Source organism: Acidovorax sp. NB1 (genome assembly GCF_005405905.1).
In the GTDB taxonomy this organism is placed as follows: Bacteria; Pseudomonadota; Gammaproteobacteria; order Burkholderiales; family Burkholderiaceae_C; genus Acidovorax.
This window is the reverse complement of record NZ_BJHU01000013.1, coordinates 345,770-360,480: the sequence shown is the minus strand read 5'-3', so window position 1 is coordinate 360,480 and position 14,711 is coordinate 345,770. Positions and strand designations below refer to the sequence as shown.

14 protein-coding genes are annotated in these 14,711 nt (G+C 66.3%); 7 read left to right on the top strand and 7 right to left on the bottom strand.

The features are described 5' to 3' along the window. Positions 1–36: 36 nt before the first annotated feature. From AvAM_RS06415 to AvAM_RS06405, 3 genes are all read right to left on the bottom strand, one after another. Complete coding sequence (locus AvAM_RS06415) at positions 37–999, bottom strand: tripartite tricarboxylate transporter substrate binding protein (RefSeq protein ID WP_137746305.1); 963 nt, start codon at positions 997–999, stop codon at positions 37–39. A 67-nt stretch (positions 1,000–1,066) separates the two neighbouring features. Next, complete coding sequence (gene xerD / locus AvAM_RS06410) at positions 1,067–1,966, bottom strand: site-specific tyrosine recombinase XerD (RefSeq protein ID WP_137746304.1); 900 nt, start codon at positions 1,964–1,966, stop codon at positions 1,067–1,069. A 69-nt stretch (positions 1,967–2,035) separates the two neighbouring features. Continuing rightward, positions 2,036–3,001: a tripartite tricarboxylate transporter substrate binding protein BugE gene (locus AvAM_RS06405; protein WP_137746303.1), complete on the bottom strand. Its 966-nt coding sequence runs from the start codon at positions 2,999–3,001 to the stop codon at positions 2,036–2,038. A gap of 126 nt (positions 3,002–3,127) precedes the next feature. Between AvAM_RS06405 and AvAM_RS06400 the strand changes: the two genes are divergently transcribed. Together AvAM_RS06400 and AvAM_RS06395 are read left to right on the top strand one after the other, a co-directional pair. Next, a complete protein-coding gene (locus tag AvAM_RS06400; protein WP_137746302.1) occupies positions 3,128–4,033 on the top strand; it encodes an AEC family transporter in 906 nt (301 codons plus the stop codon). Beyond that, the gene (locus AvAM_RS06395; RefSeq protein WP_137746301.1) at positions 4,030–4,719 is read left to right on the top strand and encodes an arylesterase; all 690 of its coding nucleotides are present in this window, start codon (positions 4,030–4,032) and stop codon (positions 4,717–4,719) included. Before AvAM_RS06400 ends, AvAM_RS06395 begins: the two co-directional genes overlap by 4 nt. Positions 4,720–4,801: 82 nt before the next feature. Here AvAM_RS06395 and queG read toward each other — a convergent pair whose 3' ends face one another. Then, on the bottom strand, positions 4,802–5,848 hold the full coding sequence (queG, locus tag AvAM_RS06390) for a tRNA epoxyqueuosine(34) reductase QueG (RefSeq protein WP_137746300.1): 1,047 nt from the start codon (positions 5,846–5,848) through the stop codon (positions 4,802–4,804). 12 nt (positions 5,849–5,860) lie between these two features. On the opposite strand from queG, the gene tsaE reads away from it, so the two are divergent. The 3 genes from tsaE to AvAM_RS06375 all read left to right on the top strand — a co-directional run bounded on the left by tsaE (position 5,861) and on the right by AvAM_RS06375 (position 8,367). Beyond that, complete coding sequence (gene tsaE / locus AvAM_RS06385) at positions 5,861–6,379, top strand: tRNA (adenosine(37)-N6)-threonylcarbamoyltransferase complex ATPase subunit type 1 TsaE (RefSeq protein ID WP_137746299.1); 519 nt, start codon at positions 5,861–5,863, stop codon at positions 6,377–6,379. 21 nt (positions 6,380–6,400) lie between these two features. After that, on the top strand, positions 6,401–7,816 hold the full coding sequence (locus AvAM_RS06380) for an N-acetylmuramoyl-L-alanine amidase (RefSeq protein WP_137746298.1): 1,416 nt from the start codon (positions 6,401–6,403) through the stop codon (positions 7,814–7,816). A gap of 218 nt (positions 7,817–8,034) precedes the next feature. Continuing rightward, positions 8,035–8,367 carry a cupin domain-containing protein gene (locus AvAM_RS06375; RefSeq protein WP_137746297.1) on the top strand — a complete coding sequence of 111 codons (333 nt, stop codon included), beginning with the start codon at positions 8,035–8,037 and terminating at the stop codon, positions 8,365–8,367. Positions 8,368–8,409: 42 nt separating this feature from the next. Here AvAM_RS06375 and AvAM_RS06370 read toward each other — a convergent pair whose 3' ends face one another. Further along, positions 8,410–9,990 (bottom strand): methyl-accepting chemotaxis protein, encoded by a 1,581-nt coding sequence (locus AvAM_RS06370; protein WP_137746296.1) that lies wholly within the window; start codon positions 9,988–9,990, stop codon positions 8,410–8,412. Positions 9,991–10,257: 267 nt separating this feature from the next. Between AvAM_RS06370 and AvAM_RS06365 the strand changes: the two genes are divergently transcribed. Further along, entirely contained in the window at positions 10,258–10,497 is a 240-nt protein-coding gene (locus tag AvAM_RS06365) for a glycine zipper 2TM domain-containing protein (RefSeq protein WP_082836513.1), read from the top strand. 91 nt (positions 10,498–10,588) lie between these two features. Here the strand turns inward: AvAM_RS06365 and AvAM_RS06360 are convergent, their stop codons facing one another. After that, a complete protein-coding gene (locus AvAM_RS06360) occupies positions 10,589–11,236 on the bottom strand; it encodes a DedA family protein (RefSeq protein WP_137746295.1) in 648 nt (215 codons plus the stop codon). Positions 11,237–11,341: 105 nt separating this feature from the next. Between AvAM_RS06360 and mutL the strand changes: the two genes are divergently transcribed. Then, positions 11,342–13,372, top strand: coding sequence for a DNA mismatch repair endonuclease MutL (mutL, locus tag AvAM_RS06355; RefSeq protein WP_249367971.1), 2,031 nt, complete (start codon positions 11,342–11,344; stop codon positions 13,370–13,372). A gap of 48 nt (positions 13,373–13,420) precedes the next feature. Here mutL and AvAM_RS06350 read toward each other — a convergent pair whose 3' ends face one another. Continuing rightward, the gene (locus AvAM_RS06350) at positions 13,421–14,584 is read right to left on the bottom strand and encodes an IPTL-CTERM sorting domain-containing protein (RefSeq protein WP_171012148.1); all 1,164 of its coding nucleotides are present in this window, start codon (positions 14,582–14,584) and stop codon (positions 13,421–13,423) included. Positions 14,585–14,711: the final 127 nt, after the last annotated feature.

Here is a 14,711-nt window from a genome sequence, read left to right as displayed (position 1 = left end):
CGAAAAGAAGCCGCCATCAGGCGGTCGGTGAATCTATCAATCGAGTTCGAGCTTGCGCTCGCGGATGAGCCGGGCCCATTTCTCATTCTCGCCCTTCACGAAGCTGAAGAACTCCACAGGGCCCAGCGAATGTACTTCGGAACCCGTGGATGCGAACTTGGCCTTCACATCCGCCTGCGCCAGCACCTTGGCCAGCTCGGCGGCCAGCTTGTCCACCACCTCCTTGGGCAGGCCGGCCGGGCCGACCAGGCCCTGGAAGCCCACCGACTCCATGGCGGCAAAGCCCAGCTCGCCCACCGTGGGCACATCGGGCAGTTGCGGGTCGCGCCGGGGCCCGGTCACGGCCAGCGCCTTGAGCTTGCCGCCCTTGATCTGCGGCAGCAGCACCGGCCCCGCATCAATGAGCAGCTGCGTCTGGCCGCCAATCAAATCCTGCACCGCGGGCGCGCTGCCTTTGTACGGCACATGTGTCACATCGAGGCCCGTGGCCTGGTTCATGAGTTCGCCGTTGAGGTGTGTGGACGTGCCCGCGCCGCCCGAGGCAAAGTTCACCTTGCCCGCATTGGCCTTGGCCCACGCCACCCAGTCCTTGAGGTCCTTGGCCGGGTGATCCAGGCGTGTCACGGCGATGTAGCTGCCCTGGCTGATCTGGCCGACATACGTGAACTGCTTGAGCGGCTCGTAGGGCATCTTGCGCTGCAGGTAGGGCGCGATGGCAAACGGCCCGGTGTTGGCGAGCAGGAGGGTGTACCCGTCCGGCGCTGCGCGCGTGAGTTCGGTGGCGGCCAGCATGCCGCCAGCGCCCGGCTTGTAGTCCACCACGATCTGCTGCTTGAGCACCTCCTGCAAAGGCACCTGCACGGTGCGGGCGGCAAAGTCGATACCGCCGCCCGGCGGGTACCCCACGATGAGGCGGATGGGCTTGGCCGAAGGCCAGCCCTGGGCCATGGACAGGGTGGCCAACCCCAGCAGCAACGTGCCTGCAACCAGTTTCTTCATGCTCTTGTCTCCTTGTGTTGTTGTGAGGAATACAGACTTGGACAACCCAGCGGGCCTCCATCTCCCTTCATCCACGCGGATGGTGCTGGGCATGCAGCGATTTGAGCCGCTCGCGCGCCACGTGGGTGTAGATGGTGGTGGTCGAGATGTCGGCATGACCCAGCAGCAGCTGCACCACGCGCAGGTCGGCACCATGGTTGAGCAGGTGGGTGGCAAACGCGTGGCGCAGCGTGTGCGGGGACAGCGGCACGGTGATGGCCGCCACCTGCGCCCATTTTTTGACGATGACCCAGAACATCGCCCGCGTCATGCCGCTGCCGCGCTGGGTCACAAACAGATCATCGGTCTGCTGCCCGCCCAGGATGGCGCCGCGCGCCTCGTGCAGGTAGCGCTCCAGCCAGGCATGTGCCTCATCGCCAAACGGCACCAGGCGCTCTTTGCAGCCCTTGCCCATCACCCGCAGCACGCCTTCGTTCAGCCCGAGCTGGAAGGTCTTAAGCGTGACCAGCTCGGTCACGCGCAGGCCGCTGGCGTACATCAGCTCCAGCATGGTGCGGTCGCGCAGGCCCAGGGGGTTGCCCAGATCGGGCGCGTTGAGCAAAGCCTCTACCTGGGCCTGCGACAAGGTCTTGGGCACCCGCAGGGGCTGGCGCGCGGCCTGCAGCCGCAGCGTGGGGTCGGCGGTGATGCGCCGCTCGCGCAGTGCCCAGTGAAAATAGCGGCGCAGCACCGTGAGCCGCCGGTTGGCCGAGGTGGCGCGGGTTTCCGCATGGCGGGCGGCAAAGTAGGCGTTGAGGTGCAGCTCGGCCGTGTCGTCCAGCGCCAGCGCGGGCTGCTGGGCCGCCAGCCACTGGGCGTACAGCGTAAGGTCGCGCCGATAGGCCGCCAGCGTGTTGCGCGAGAGGCCGTCCTCCAGCCACAAGGCGTCCACAAAGGCATCGATGGCGTTCAGGCTGGCAGCAAGCATACAAAAACGATAGCACGTAAAAAAGCCGCCCGGGCGAAGGGGCGGCTTTGGAGTGTCGAGGTGCAGCGCTTATTCGAGCGTCAGCTTCTGCTTGACCACCACATCCTTGTAGACCGCGAACTCGGCCTTGATCTGCTCGGCAAACTGCTCGGGCGTGTTGCCGATCACGAGGGAGCCGGTGTCTTCGATGCGCTTCTTCACGGCCGGGTCTTGCAATGCCGTGCGCACGGCGGCGTTGATCTTGTCCACCACGTCCTTGGGCAGGCCCTTGGGGCCCACGATGCCGTAGTAGGCCATGCGGTTCACGGGCTCCAGGCCCAGTTCCTTGAACGTTGGCGTGTTGGGCAAGGCTGCCACGCGCTGGGGGGCGGCCACCACGATGGGCACCAGGCGGTTTTCCTTGATGAAAGGCAGGGCAGAAGGCAGGTTATCAAAAATCATGGGCACCTGGCCCGCCACCGTGTCGTTGAGGGCGGGGCCCGCACCACGGTAGGGGATGTGGGTCACAAAGGTGCCCGAGAGGTTCTTGTACAGCTCCATCTGCAGGTGACCGATGCCGCCCGTGCCGGAGGACGAGTACGAATACTTGCCTGGCGACTTCTTGACTTCGGCCACAAAGGCCTTGTAGTCCTTGGCCGGGAAGCTGGGGTGCACCGCAATGATGTTGGGGGTGGCCGCGATGTTGATGATGGGCGTGAAGTCCGTCAGCGGGTTGTATGGCGTCTTGGGGTTGATGGCCGGGTTGGCCGCCGTGGTGGACACGGTGGCCACGCCCAGCGTGTAGCCGTCGGGCGCCGAGCGGGCCGTTTCGGCCGCGCCCACGATGCCGCCACCACCGGCCTTGTTCTCCACGATCACGCTCTGGCCCAGGGCCTTGCCCAAGGGGTCGGCGATCACGCGCGCAATGATGTCGGTGGTGCCACCGGGTGCAAACGGCACCTGCAGCTTGATCACCTTGTTGGGATAGCCTTGGGCGGCAGCGGTGCCTGCTGCGGCAGCCAGTACGGTCAGCGCAAGCCATTGACGACGATGCATGGAGTTCTCCTTCGTGCGGGTAACAAACAGCGCCGATGGTATGCGCAACCACCGCGTTGGCGCCCTGCGGATTCCACATAAGGGCTAACCCCAAGGCCTTGCCGCGCATCAAGTATTCTCGGCAGCGTGAACTACGCCCAGCTCCTGCTCCCCGACTTCTCCCTCATCCTGTGCGGCTACCTGATCTGCCGCTACACCGCCCTCAACCGCTCGGTCTGGCAGCCGGTGGAAAGCCTGGTGTACTACCTGCTCTTTCCGGTGCTGCTGTTCCAGTCCATCGTCAAGAGCCCGGTGGACATCAGCGCCGCATCGGGGCTGATCGGCGCGGGCATGCTGTCGGGCGTGATCGGCATTGCGCTGGCCTACAGCCTGCCGCACTGGCCCTGGCTCGGCAAACACATCGATGCGCGGGACCATGCGGCCAGCGCACAGGTGGCGTTCCGCTTCAACTCCTTCATTGGCCTGGCGATTGCCGAGCGGCTGGCGGGCACGCAGGGCCTTTTGATGATTGCCGTGCTGATCGGCGTGTGTGTGCCGCTGTTCAACGTGGCCGCCGTGTGGCCCATGGCGCGGCAGGGCCAGCACAGTTTTGCGCGCGAGCTGGTGCGCAACCCGCTGATCATTGCCACAGGGTCGGGCCTGGCGGCCAACCTGCTGGGTTTTCAGATTCCGGAGTGGGCCGTGCCCACCGTCAGCCGCATCAGCGCCGCATCGCTGGCGCTGGGGCTGATGGCCGCCGGCGCCGGCCTGCAGTTTGGCCTGCTCACACGCGGCAAGGCGCTGAGCGTGGCGGTGCTGTCCATCCGCCACCTGGTGCAGCCCCTGCTGGCCTTTGCGCTGGCGCGGCTGTTTGGGCTGGACCCGGTGCAGACCACCGTGCTGCTGGCCTTCTCGGCCCTGCCTACGGCGTCAACCTGCTATGTGCTCGCAGCCCGCATGGGCTACAACGGGCCCTATGTGGCGGGGCTGGTGACGCTGTCCACCCTGCTGGGCGTGGTGAGCCTGCCTTTTGCCCTGGGGTTTCTGCGATGACGAATTTTCTGCACCCTGACCTGCACGCCACTGCACCGGGCACGGTACGGCGCCGCACCCTGCTGGCCCGCCTGGCCGTGGTGGCCCTCGCTGCGCCGCTGGCCGCCTGCGGGCGCAAGCCTCCACGGTCGCAGGCGCTGCCCGCTGGGGCCACGGTGCTGGCGCTGGGCGACTCGCTGACCTCGGGCGTGGGCGCATCGGCCGACACCGCCTACCCCGCCGTGCTGCAGCGCCTGACGGGCTGGAAGGTGGTCAACGGCGGTGTGTCGGGTGACACCTCGGCCCAGGCATTGGCGCGCCTGCCGAGCCTGCTGCAACAGCACAATCCTGCGCTGGTGATCGTGAGCATCGGCGGCAACGACTTTTTGCGCCGCCAGAGCAGCGCCACCACCCGCACCAACCTGGAGCGCATCTGCGCCGACGCGCGCGCCAGCGGCGCCCAGGTGTTGCTGGTGGCCGTGCCCGAGCTTTCGCTGATGGCCGCTGCAGGCAGGCTCAGCGACCATGCACTGTACGAAGAGGTGGCCGACGCGTTGAAGATCCCCCTGCACAGCAAAGGCTGGTCGGGTGTGCTGGCGCAAGACCGGCTGCGGTCCGACCAGATCCATGCGAATGCAGCGGGTTACGAACAGTTTGCGCAGGGGCTGGTGGAGACCCTCAAAACCACCGGATTGCTGGTGCAGTAACACCGCAGGGCCCCACAACCCAAAAAATATTATTTTGATAGCTTAAAACGCTTACCCATCGCGCGGAGAGGCCGCTTTTTATTCAAATTTCCAGCGCCCAGGCCACATGCTCGCGCACCAGATCGCTCGGGTCTTCAGCGCGGGTCTGCAATGCGGCGCGCACTGCGCCATCGCCCGTCGCCCGCAGCGCATTGCCCAGCGCCACAGCCACGTTGCGCAGCCAGCGCTCGTGACCGATGCGGCGGATGGGGCCGCCCTCTGTCATGCGCAAAAAGGTGGCTTCGTCCCACGCAAACAGGTGCACCAGCTGCTGTCCCGACAGGCCCTTGCGCTCGTCAAAGTCGGGCAGGCGGCTGACCTGGGCAAACTTGTTCCAGGGGCAGATGAGCTGGCAGTCGTCGCAGCCATAGATGCGGTTGCCCAGCAAGGGCCGCAGCTCCAGCGGGATGGGCCCCGCATGCTCGATGGTGAGGTACGAGATGCAGCGGCGCGCATCGATTCGGTGGGGCGCAATGATCGCCTGCGTGGGGCACACATCGATGCACGCGCTGCAGCTGCCGCAGTGGGCCGTGACGGGCGCGCTCGGTGGCAGCGCCATGTCCACATAAATTTCGCCCAGGAAGAACATGGACCCCGCCTCGCGGTTGAGCACCAGCGTGTGCTTGCCGCGCCAGCCCTGGCCGCTGCGCGCGGCCAGCTCGGCCTCCAGCACCGGGGCGGAGTCGGTGAACACGCGGTGGCCAAACGGGCCGATGGCCTCGGCGATGCGGTCGCTGAGCTTTTGCAGCCGGGCGCGCAGCACCTTGTGGTAGTCCCTGCCACGGGCGTAGACGGAGACGATGCCCTCCTGGGGGCGGGTCAGGCGCGAAAGCTCCACCGTTTGCCAGCCTTCGGGCGCGTCCATGGCCGTATCGCGCGGCAAATAATCCATGCGCGCCGTGATCACGCTCACGGTACCGGGCACCAGCTCGGCAGGGCGCGCGCGCTTCATGCCATGGGATGCCATGTAATGCATCTCGCCATGAAAACCCTGCGCCAGCCAGGCCGAAAGCCCGGGTTCTGCCGCAGACAAGTCCACCCCCGCCACGCCGATTTGGGAAAATCCCAGCTCGCGGGCCCACTCCTGCATTTGAGGAACGAGTTGACTGTTGCACCACATACCGGCCAGATTGTAGAAAGCGGCACCGATGCCCTTGCCGAAGCTACACGCCATTTCACCTGGCACAGCGAAGCCGACACCGACGCCTTCGCGCGCCAGCTGGCAGCGCAGCCGCTGCTGGCCAACGCCTACCTCACCCTGCATGGCGACCTGGGCGCAGGAAAAACCACGCTGGTGCGCCACCTGCTGCGCGCCCTGGGCGTGCAGGGCCGCATCAAGAGCCCCACCTATGCCGTGGTGGAGCCCCACGAGGCGCCCAACCTCTCGATCTGGCACTTCGACTTCTACCGCTTCGACGACCCGCGCGAGTGGGAGGACGCGGGTTTCAGGGACATTTTTGCCAACCCGGGCCTCAAGGTGGCAGAATGGCCGGAAAAGGCTGCAGCGCTTACCCCGCCTGCGGACCTTGCTATCCACATTGAAGCAATCGATGACACCGAAAGGAAGGTCACACTGCACGCCCACACCCCCGCAGGGCGCGCACTGCTGCAAGGACTCTGATACACCGTGAACCAGCCCCACATGCCCACCCCCTCCACAAAGCCGCCCTCGCGCCGCGCTGTGCTGCAGATGGGCTCCCTGGTGTTGCTGCTGGGCACGCAGCAGATTGCGCGTGGCGCCACCATCCTGGCCGTGCGCGTGTGGCCCGCCCCTGAGTATTCGCGGGTGACCATCGAATCCGATGGCGCGCTGGTGGCCAAACAGTTCTTCGTGACCACACCACCGCGCCTGGCGGTGGACATCGAAGGCATCGACCTCAGCCCCGCGCTGCGCGAGCTGGTGGCCAAGGTCAAGCCCGACGACCCCAACATCGCAGGCATCCGCGTGGGCCAGAACGCGCCCGGCGTGGTGCGCCTGGTGGTGGACCTGAAGCAGGCAGCCCTGCCCCAGGTCTTCACCCTGCCGCCCGTGGCCGCCTACCAGCACCGGCTGGTGTTCGACCTGTACCCCGCCGCGCCGGTGGACCCGCTGGAGGCACTGATCGCCGAGCGCCTGCGCGAGACACCTTCCGCCGACAAAGCCGCCCCCCCGGCGCCCACGCCCACCGTGGCCACGCGCCCGAGCACTCCTGCCGAACATGACCCGCTGGGTGACCTGATCGCCCAGCGGGCCCAACGCCCTGCCCCTGCAGAAGCCCCGCCGCCCGCCGTGGCGGCAGCGCCCGCACCGGCCGAGCCGCCCCGCACCGGCAACCGCGCCACCGCCACCCAGACCGACCGCCTCATCATCGTGGCGCTGGACCCGGGCCACGGCGGCGAAGACCCCGGCGCCATCGGCCCCGCAGGCACGCGCGAAAAAGACGTGGTGCTGCGCGTGGCCTACCTGCTGCGCGACCGCATCAACGCCACCACCGTGGGCGGCAACCCCATGCGAGCCTACCTCACGCGCGACGGCGACTACTTTGTGCCGCTAGGCACACGCGTGCAGAAAGCCCGGCGCGTGCAGGCCGACCTGTTCGTTTCCATCCACGCCGACGCCTTCACCACCCCCGAAGCCCGGGGCGCCAGCGTGTTCGCGCTGAGCCAGGGCGGCGCCTCCAGCACCGCTGCGCGCTGGCTGGCCAACAAAGAAAACCAGGCCGACCTAGTGGGCGGCATCAACGTGCAATCCAAAGACCAGCATGTGCAGCGCGCGCTGCTGGACATGAGCACCACGGCGCAGATCAACGACAGCCTCAAGCTCGGCTCCGTGCTGCTGGGCGAGATCGGCGGCATGGCCAAGCTGCACAAGCCGCGTGTGGAGCAGGCCGGTTTTGCGGTTCTGAAGGCGCCAGACATCCCCAGCGTGCTGGTGGAAACCGCCTTCATCAGCAACCCCGAGGAAGAGAGACGCCTGCGCAGCAGCGCCTACCAGGAGCAGCTGGCCGATGCGCTGATGCGCGGCATCACGCGCTACTTCGCAAAGAACCCGCCGCTGGCGCGCAGCCGGTCGGTGTAGGCCTCGGCGTCTAACTGGGTGCAGACCCTGTTGCAGGTGCGTGGGGATGGGGTGCCAGCAGGTGGTACAGCACCGGCCAACCCGGTGATTCCCCGGCCTTGCGCCCCCTGCCAAGAGCGGGCAAAGTAGGTTCACAGCCCCGCCTTCGCACCGGCATTTCGCCCTGCTCCCGCACCGTGCCGCCGATGCGCCAAGGCAAGACAGGAAGGAGAACCGCCATGGCCCTGCCCCACGCCCAATCTGGCCAGATCGTCAGCGTGCGCCCCCTGGGCGAGCGCCTGCCCGACACCCTCACCACCGCCATCCTCAAGGCCGGCCAGCTTGAAGTCATGCGCGTGGTCCTGCCGGTGGGGAAATCCATGAAAGAACACCAGACACCCGGCGAGGCCACCGTGCAGTGCATCGAAGGCGTGGTCGAGTTCGCCAGCGACGGCGCCGTGCAGCAGCTGCACCCTGGCGACTTTGTGCACCTCGCGCCGCGTGCACTGCATGCCCTCAAGGCGGTGCAGCCCGCCTCGCTGCTGGTCACGCTGTGCCTGCAGCCGGGGTGACGCGGCAGCCACCGCGCTCCACGCTCATCGGGCGCAGCCCGTTCACTGCCCCAGGCGAAACACGCTCACGATCTGGGCCAGCTTGGCCGCCTGGTGCTTGAGGCTGTCGGCCGCCGCCGCGCTCTCCTCCACCAACGCAGCGTTCTGCTGGGTGACCTGATCGAGCTGTGTCACGGCCTCGCCCACCTGGCTGATGCCGATGGTCTGCTCGCCCGTGGCGCTGGAGATCTCGCCGATCAGGTCGCTCACGCGTTTGACCTGGGTGACGATGTCTTCCATGCTCTGGCCCGCATTGCTTACCAGCTGGGCACCGTTGTCCACCTTCTCCACGCTCGCGCCGATCAGCGTCTTGATCTCCTTGGCAGCCTCTGCGCTGCGCTGCGCCAGGCTGCGCACCTCGCTGGCCACCACCGCAAAACCCCGGCCCTGCTCGCCTGCACGGGCGGCTTCCACCGCCGCGTTCAGCGCGAGGATGTTGGTCTGAAACGCAATGCCGTCAATCACCGCAATGATGTCGGTGATCTTTTTGGAGGCTGCCGCAATGTCTTGCATGGTGGCCACCACCTGGCCCACCACCTCGCCGCCCTTCACTGCTGCCGCCGATGCCGAGCCCGCCAGCACCGCCGCGCGCTGGGCCGTGTCGGAGTTGTTCTTGACGGTGCTGGTGATCTGCTCCATCGACGCCGCCGTCTGCTGCAGGTTGCTGGCCTGCTCCTCCGTGCGCTGGCTCAGGTCGGCATTGCCCGTGGCGATCTCGCTGGAGCCGGTGGCAATGCTGTCGCTGCTCTGGCGCACATCACCCACGATGCGCACCAGCGAGGTCTGCATGCCTTCCATGGCGCGCATCATCTGCGTCACCTCGCCACGCCCCTGCGCGTGGATGGGTTGCGACAGGTCGCCCTCGCCAATGCGCTGCGCCACCTGGGCCACTTCGGCCAGCGACCGGCGGATGCGCTGCACCACCACCCACGACAGCAGCACCAGCAGCGCCAGGCCCGCACCCCCCGCCACCAGCACCGTGGTGCGGTAGGACTGGATCAGCCCCGCCGCCTCGCCTGCCTGCTCGGCCGAGCGCCGCACCTGGTAGGCCACCATCTTGTCGGCCACCGCGTTGTACTGGTCCACCACCGGGGCAAAGCTGCCCAGCGCAAAGCTCTTGGCCTGCGCCATGTCGCCTGCCTTTTTCAGTGCCAACGCCTTGTCGCGCACCTCCAGGTAGGGCTTGCGCACCGCCCCCAGCTCCTCCTGGATGCGCAGGCCCTCCGGGCTGTTCTCCAGCTCGGTGTAGCGTTTTTGCACCTTGCTGGTGTCCGCCGTGGTGGCCGCCACCATGTCCTTGAAGTAGTTCTGCAAATCGTCGCCTTCGGACTGGACGATGGAGAACACGCGCGTGGAGTTGACGGCAATGTTGCTGCGCCAGCGCAGTGCCAGCTGCAGCCGTTCGACCTGTTCGTTGGCCAGCCGGTCCACCGTGGCGCCCAGGTGCTGCACCCGCACCAGGCTCAGCCCCAGCACCACCACCAGCGCCAGAATGGCCACCCCCACGATCAGCCCGATCTGCTGCGCCACCGTGAGCTGGGTGCCCAGCCCTCCCCGGCTCGCCTGCTGTGCTTGTGGGTCCATGGGGTGCCTCCTTGTAAGAATGTGTGCACAGGAAATGATCTGCCTGCGCCACGCGGTTGGCAACAGCCGCCGGAGCCACGTAAACCCTTAGAAAAGCGCCCTCAGCCCCTGGGGGAAAAGCCATCTGTCCTACATGAGGCGCCCCGGGTGACCTACACCCACCGCCCACTCCAACACTCATAGTCGAGGCACAGGCCCGGCATGACGGGCCAGCCCCGGCGGGCAAGCCGCCCGCCCCCTTCTTTCAAGACCGACAAGGACTACGCCATGAAACTCCGCCACATCCTTCTTGCAAGCACCTGCACCGCCGCCCTCGCGCTGGGGGGTTGTGCATCCAACCCGTCACGCGCCCAGGTGGGCACTGGTGTGGGCGCTGTCGTTGGCGGCGTGGCCGGCAACGCGATTTTTGGCGGCCCGGTGGGCACCATCGGCGGCGCAGCGGCCGGTGCGCTCATCGGCCACGAGATCGGCGAAGACCGGGACCAGCGCCGCTACCGCCGCCGCTGACCCGGACTCAACCCAAAATAGGCATAAAAAAGGCTGCTTGCGCGCATTCAGCATGCGCAAGCAGCTCTATTTTTTGTAGCAAAAAAACCTATCAGGCCGTCTTGGCCTGGCGCCCCGCCCGCCATGCGCCAAAGATGGCGATCAGGCCCGGCACAAAAATCAGCGCCCAGATGATCTTGTCCAGGTGCTCCCGCACAAACGGCAGGTTGCCAAAGAAGAACCCGGCCGTGCAAATGCCCAGCACCCACACCAGCGCGCCACCCACGTTGTAGGCGGTGAACTTGGCGCGATTCATCTCGGCCACACCCGCCACAAAGGGCGCAAAGGTGCGGATGAACGGCATGAAACGCGCGAGCACGATGGTGATGCCGCCGTACTTTTCATAGAAGTTGTGTGCCTGGTCGAACGCACGGCGGTTGAACCAGCGCGAGTCCTCCCACTGGAACACCTTCGGGCCAAAAAAGCGGCCGATCGAATAGTTGCACTGATCCCCGAGGATGGCCGCCACCACCAGGACCACGCAGGCCAGCGGAAAACTCATCATGCCCGCGCCGCACAACGCGCCCACGATGAACAGCAGCGAGTCGCCGGGCAGAAACGGCATCACCACCAGGCCCGTCTCCACAAACACGATCAGGAACAAAAGCGCATACACCCACGCGCCGTAGGTTTGCACAAACATTTCAAGGTACTTATCGACATGCAGGATGAAGTCGATGAGGAAGGTGACCAGTTCCATGGGGAGGCCGGTGGGGATACCACTGGGCAGTAAAAAAACAGCGGGCATTATCCCCATCGGCCCGTTGCGCACGCACCGATACCCCTCCACCCTAAAATGCCCCGGGTGAACGACGCACCATCCCCCCTCGCAGCGGCACAGCCCGCACCAGCCGCCCACCGCCGCCCCATCCGCGACCTGCCCGACGAGCTGATCAGCCAGATTGCCGCCGGTGAGGTGGTGGAGCGCCCCGCCTCGGTGGTGCGCGAGCTGGTGGACAACGCGCTGGATGCTGGCGCCACGCAAATCACCCTGCGCCTGTCGGCCGGGGGCGTGCGCCTGATCACGGTGGAAGACGACGGCGGCGGCATTCCGCAAGAAGAGCTCCCCGTGGCACTGCGCCGCCACGCCACCAGCAAGATCACCAACCTGGACGACCTGGAAACCGTGGCCACCATGGGCTTTCGGGGCGAGGCGCTGGCGGCCATTGCCTCGGTGTCAGAGATGTCGCTGCTCTCGCGCCCCGCACACCAGGCCAGCGCCTTCTTGCTGGACGCCCGCAGCGGCGAGCTGCGCCCCGCTGCGCGCAGCACCGGCACCACGGTGGAGGTGAAGGAACTGTTCTTCTCCACTCCCGCGCGCCGCAAGTTTTTGAAAACCGATGCCACCGAGCTGGCGCACTGCATTGAATCCGTGCGCCGCCATGCACTGGCGCGGCCCGACGTGGGTTTTGCCATCTGGCACGAAGGCAAGCTGGTGGAGCAGTGGCGCGCCACCTTCGTCCCCGGGCAAGGGGATGCACAAGACGCCCTGGCCCGCCGCCTGTCGGACGTGCTGGGCGAAGACTTCGTGACCCAATCCGTCGCCGTGCAGCACCGCGTGGGCCCCGTCACCGTCACCGGCCGCGCGGGCCTGCCCGACGCCGCCCGCTCGCGCCCCGACCACCAGTACTGCTACGTCAACGGCCGCTTTGTACGCGACAAGGTGCTGACCCACGCCGCCCGTAGCGCCTACGAGGACGTGCTGCACGGTCACAAGCAGCCTATCTATGCGCTGTATGTGGAGATCGACCCGGCGCGTGTGGACGTGAACGTGCACCCCACCAAGATCGAGGTGCGCTTCCGGGACAGCCGCGAGGTGCACCAGGCCGTGCGCCACGCGGTGGAAAACGCACTGGCCGCCCCCCGCGCCGCTGCGCTGGCGGCCGCCAACGCGGCTGGCAACACGCCCACCGCAGCGACAGATTCAGAGAAAAAACAGCCCCTACCGCCTGTCTGGCAAGCCCAAGCAGCTATCAAATTTGAAGAACGTGGCCACCGCGTGCAAGACCTGCAGGCGCTGTGGGCGCCGCGCAGCGGCGATGCCCCACAAGCCCCGCCCGCCGCCATTGGCGGCCTCTGGGCGCCTTCCACCCAGCCCACGGCCCCACCTGCCACCTACCCGGTGCCGCCCACCGGCCAGCCACAGGCAACCGCCACCACAGCAGAACAACCCGCCGAAGCTGCTACAGCCAACGCCCCGGGCACTGCCGACACCACGGCCTGGCCCACCGGGCGCGACGCCCCCTCGGCCTGGCCCCTGGGCCGCGCCGTGGCACAGCTGCACGGCGTCTACATCCTGGCCGAAAACGCCCAGGGCATGGTCATCGTGGACATGCACGCCGCCCACGAACGCATCGTGTACGAACGCCTCAAGGCCCAAGTGGACAGCGGCGCCCGCATTGCCAGCCAGCCCCTGCTGATCCCCGCCACCTTCGCCGCCACCCCGCAAGAAGTCGCCACCGCCGAAGAGTCCACCGAAGTGCTGGCCATGCTGGGCCTAGAGGTCGTGCCCTTCTCCCCCAAAACCCTGGCCGTGCGCGCCGTACCCACCACGCTGGCGCAAGGCGACCCGGTCGAACTGGCCCGAAGCGTGCTGGCCGAACTGGCCCAGCACGACGCCACCACCGTGGTGCAACGCGCCCGCAATGAAATCCTGGGCACCATGGCCTGCCACGGCGCCGTACGCGCCAACCGCAAGCTGACCATCGATGAGATGAACGCTCTGCTGCGGCAGATGGAAACCACCGACCGGTCGGACCAGTGCAACCACGGGCGGCCGACGTGGCGGCAGTTGTCGATGAAGGAACTGGATGCACTCTTCTTACGGGGGCGATAACCCCCCTGCCCCAATGCAGCATCCGCTAGCGAAGCCAGTCCAAATTCGCTAAGCCCTTCTGGTCTTCCGAGTCACCACTGCTGCAAAAGCAGCCAACAACCCCGCCAGCACGACAAGGCACCATTCGCTGAGCGTGGGGATAGATGCCGCGGTGCTCGACGGCACCACTGCGGGAGCAAACCGTGCAATGCGGCTTCGCGCTTGCCCGCCAATGGTCGTGAAGGCTCCGCCCACGTACACCCTGCTGCCGTCCACCGCAATGCTGGACACGGCACCGTCGGCATCGGGGTCCCAACTGGTAGCCGCACCCGTCGCGACATCCAGCGCCGCAATGCGATTGCGGGATTGCCCCCCAATGCTGGTGAAAGCTCCACCCACGTATACCGTGCTACCGGCAACCGCAATGCTGCTCACCGAACTGCTGGCATTGGGATCCCACGCGCTGGCCAAACCCGTCGCGGCATCCAGCGCCGCTATGCGATTGCGGGATTGCCCCCCAATGCTGGCGAAAGCTCCACCCACGTATACCGTACTACCGGCAACCGCAATGCTGCTCACCGAACTGCTGGCATTGGGGTCCCACGCGCTGGACAAACCTGTCGCGGCATCCAGCGCTGCTATGCGATTGCGGGATTGCCCACCAATGCTGGTGAAAGTTCCACCCACATAAACCGTGCTGCCCACAACCGCAATGCTGCTCACCAAGTTGTTGGCATTGGGGTTCCACGCGCTGGACAAACCTGTCGCGGCATCCAGCGCTGCTATGCGATTGCGGGCTTGGCCACCGATGCTGGTGAAAGCACCGCCCGCATACACCGTACCGCCCGCCACCGCAATGGTGTTCACCACGCTGTTTGCGTTGGGGTTCCAACTGGTCGCCAAACCTGTTGCGGCATCCAGCGCCGCTATGCGGTTGCGAGTTTGTCCACCAATGTTGGTGAAAGCCCCGCCTACGTAAATAGTGCTGCCCGCAATGGCAACACTGCTGATCGTGCCATTGGCATTGGGGTTGAAACCCATGTCCAGAGAACCATCGGTATTGATCCTGGCAATGGAGTTGCGCGGTTGCCCCGCGACGACGGAGAAGGTACCCACGATGATGGCCTTTCCATCGGCTTGGATGACAACCTGGGCGACTGCGTTATCGGCTTGAGGGTCAAATCCTGCATCAACGGTGCCCTGCGCTATGGCATGTCGCGACAGCAGGAGCATGAGCAATGCGGTAGACATCAGCCGCAACAACCACCAAAAACCCGGGGCGTGCGCCCCGTGCAAGCTTTCTGCGAGCCGCTGAGAAGGCCCAAATGCACAGGCGGTGTAACAACTGAGTCTTTGCATG

Bases quoted from the DNA above. Each gene is read 5' to 3' on its own strand.
- AvAM_RS06415 (WP_137746305.1), bottom strand. From the start codon at position 999: ATGAAGAAACTGGTTGCAGGCACGTTGCTGCTGGGGTTGGCCACCCTG.
- xerD (WP_137746304.1), bottom strand. From the start codon at position 1,966: ATGCTTGCTGCCAGCCTGAACGCCATCGATGCCTTTGTGGACGCCTTG.
- AvAM_RS06405 (WP_137746303.1), bottom strand. From the start codon at position 3,001: ATGCATCGTCGTCAATGGCTTGCGCTGACCGTACTGGCTGCCGCAGCA.
- AvAM_RS06395 (WP_137746301.1), top strand. From the start codon at position 4,030: ATGACGAATTTTCTGCACCCTGACCTGCACGCCACTGCACCGGGCACG.
- queG (WP_137746300.1), bottom strand. From the start codon at position 5,848: ATGCAGGAGTGGGCCCGCGAGCTGGGATTTTCCCAAATCGGCGTGGCG.
- AvAM_RS06380 (WP_137746298.1), top strand. From the start codon at position 6,401: ATGCCCACCCCCTCCACAAAGCCGCCCTCGCGCCGCGCTGTGCTGCAG.
- AvAM_RS06375 (WP_137746297.1), top strand. From the start codon at position 8,035: ATGGCCCTGCCCCACGCCCAATCTGGCCAGATCGTCAGCGTGCGCCCC.
- AvAM_RS06370 (WP_137746296.1), bottom strand. From the start codon at position 9,990: ATGGACCCACAAGCACAGCAGGCGAGCCGGGGAGGGCTGGGCACCCAG.
- AvAM_RS06365 (WP_082836513.1), top strand. From the start codon at position 10,258: ATGAAACTCCGCCACATCCTTCTTGCAAGCACCTGCACCGCCGCCCTC.
- AvAM_RS06360 (WP_137746295.1), bottom strand. From the start codon at position 11,236: ATGGAACTGGTCACCTTCCTCATCGACTTCATCCTGCATGTCGATAAG.
- AvAM_RS06350 (WP_171012148.1), bottom strand. From the start codon at position 14,584: ATGCTCCTGCTGTCGCGACATGCCATAGCGCAGGGCACCGTTGATGCA.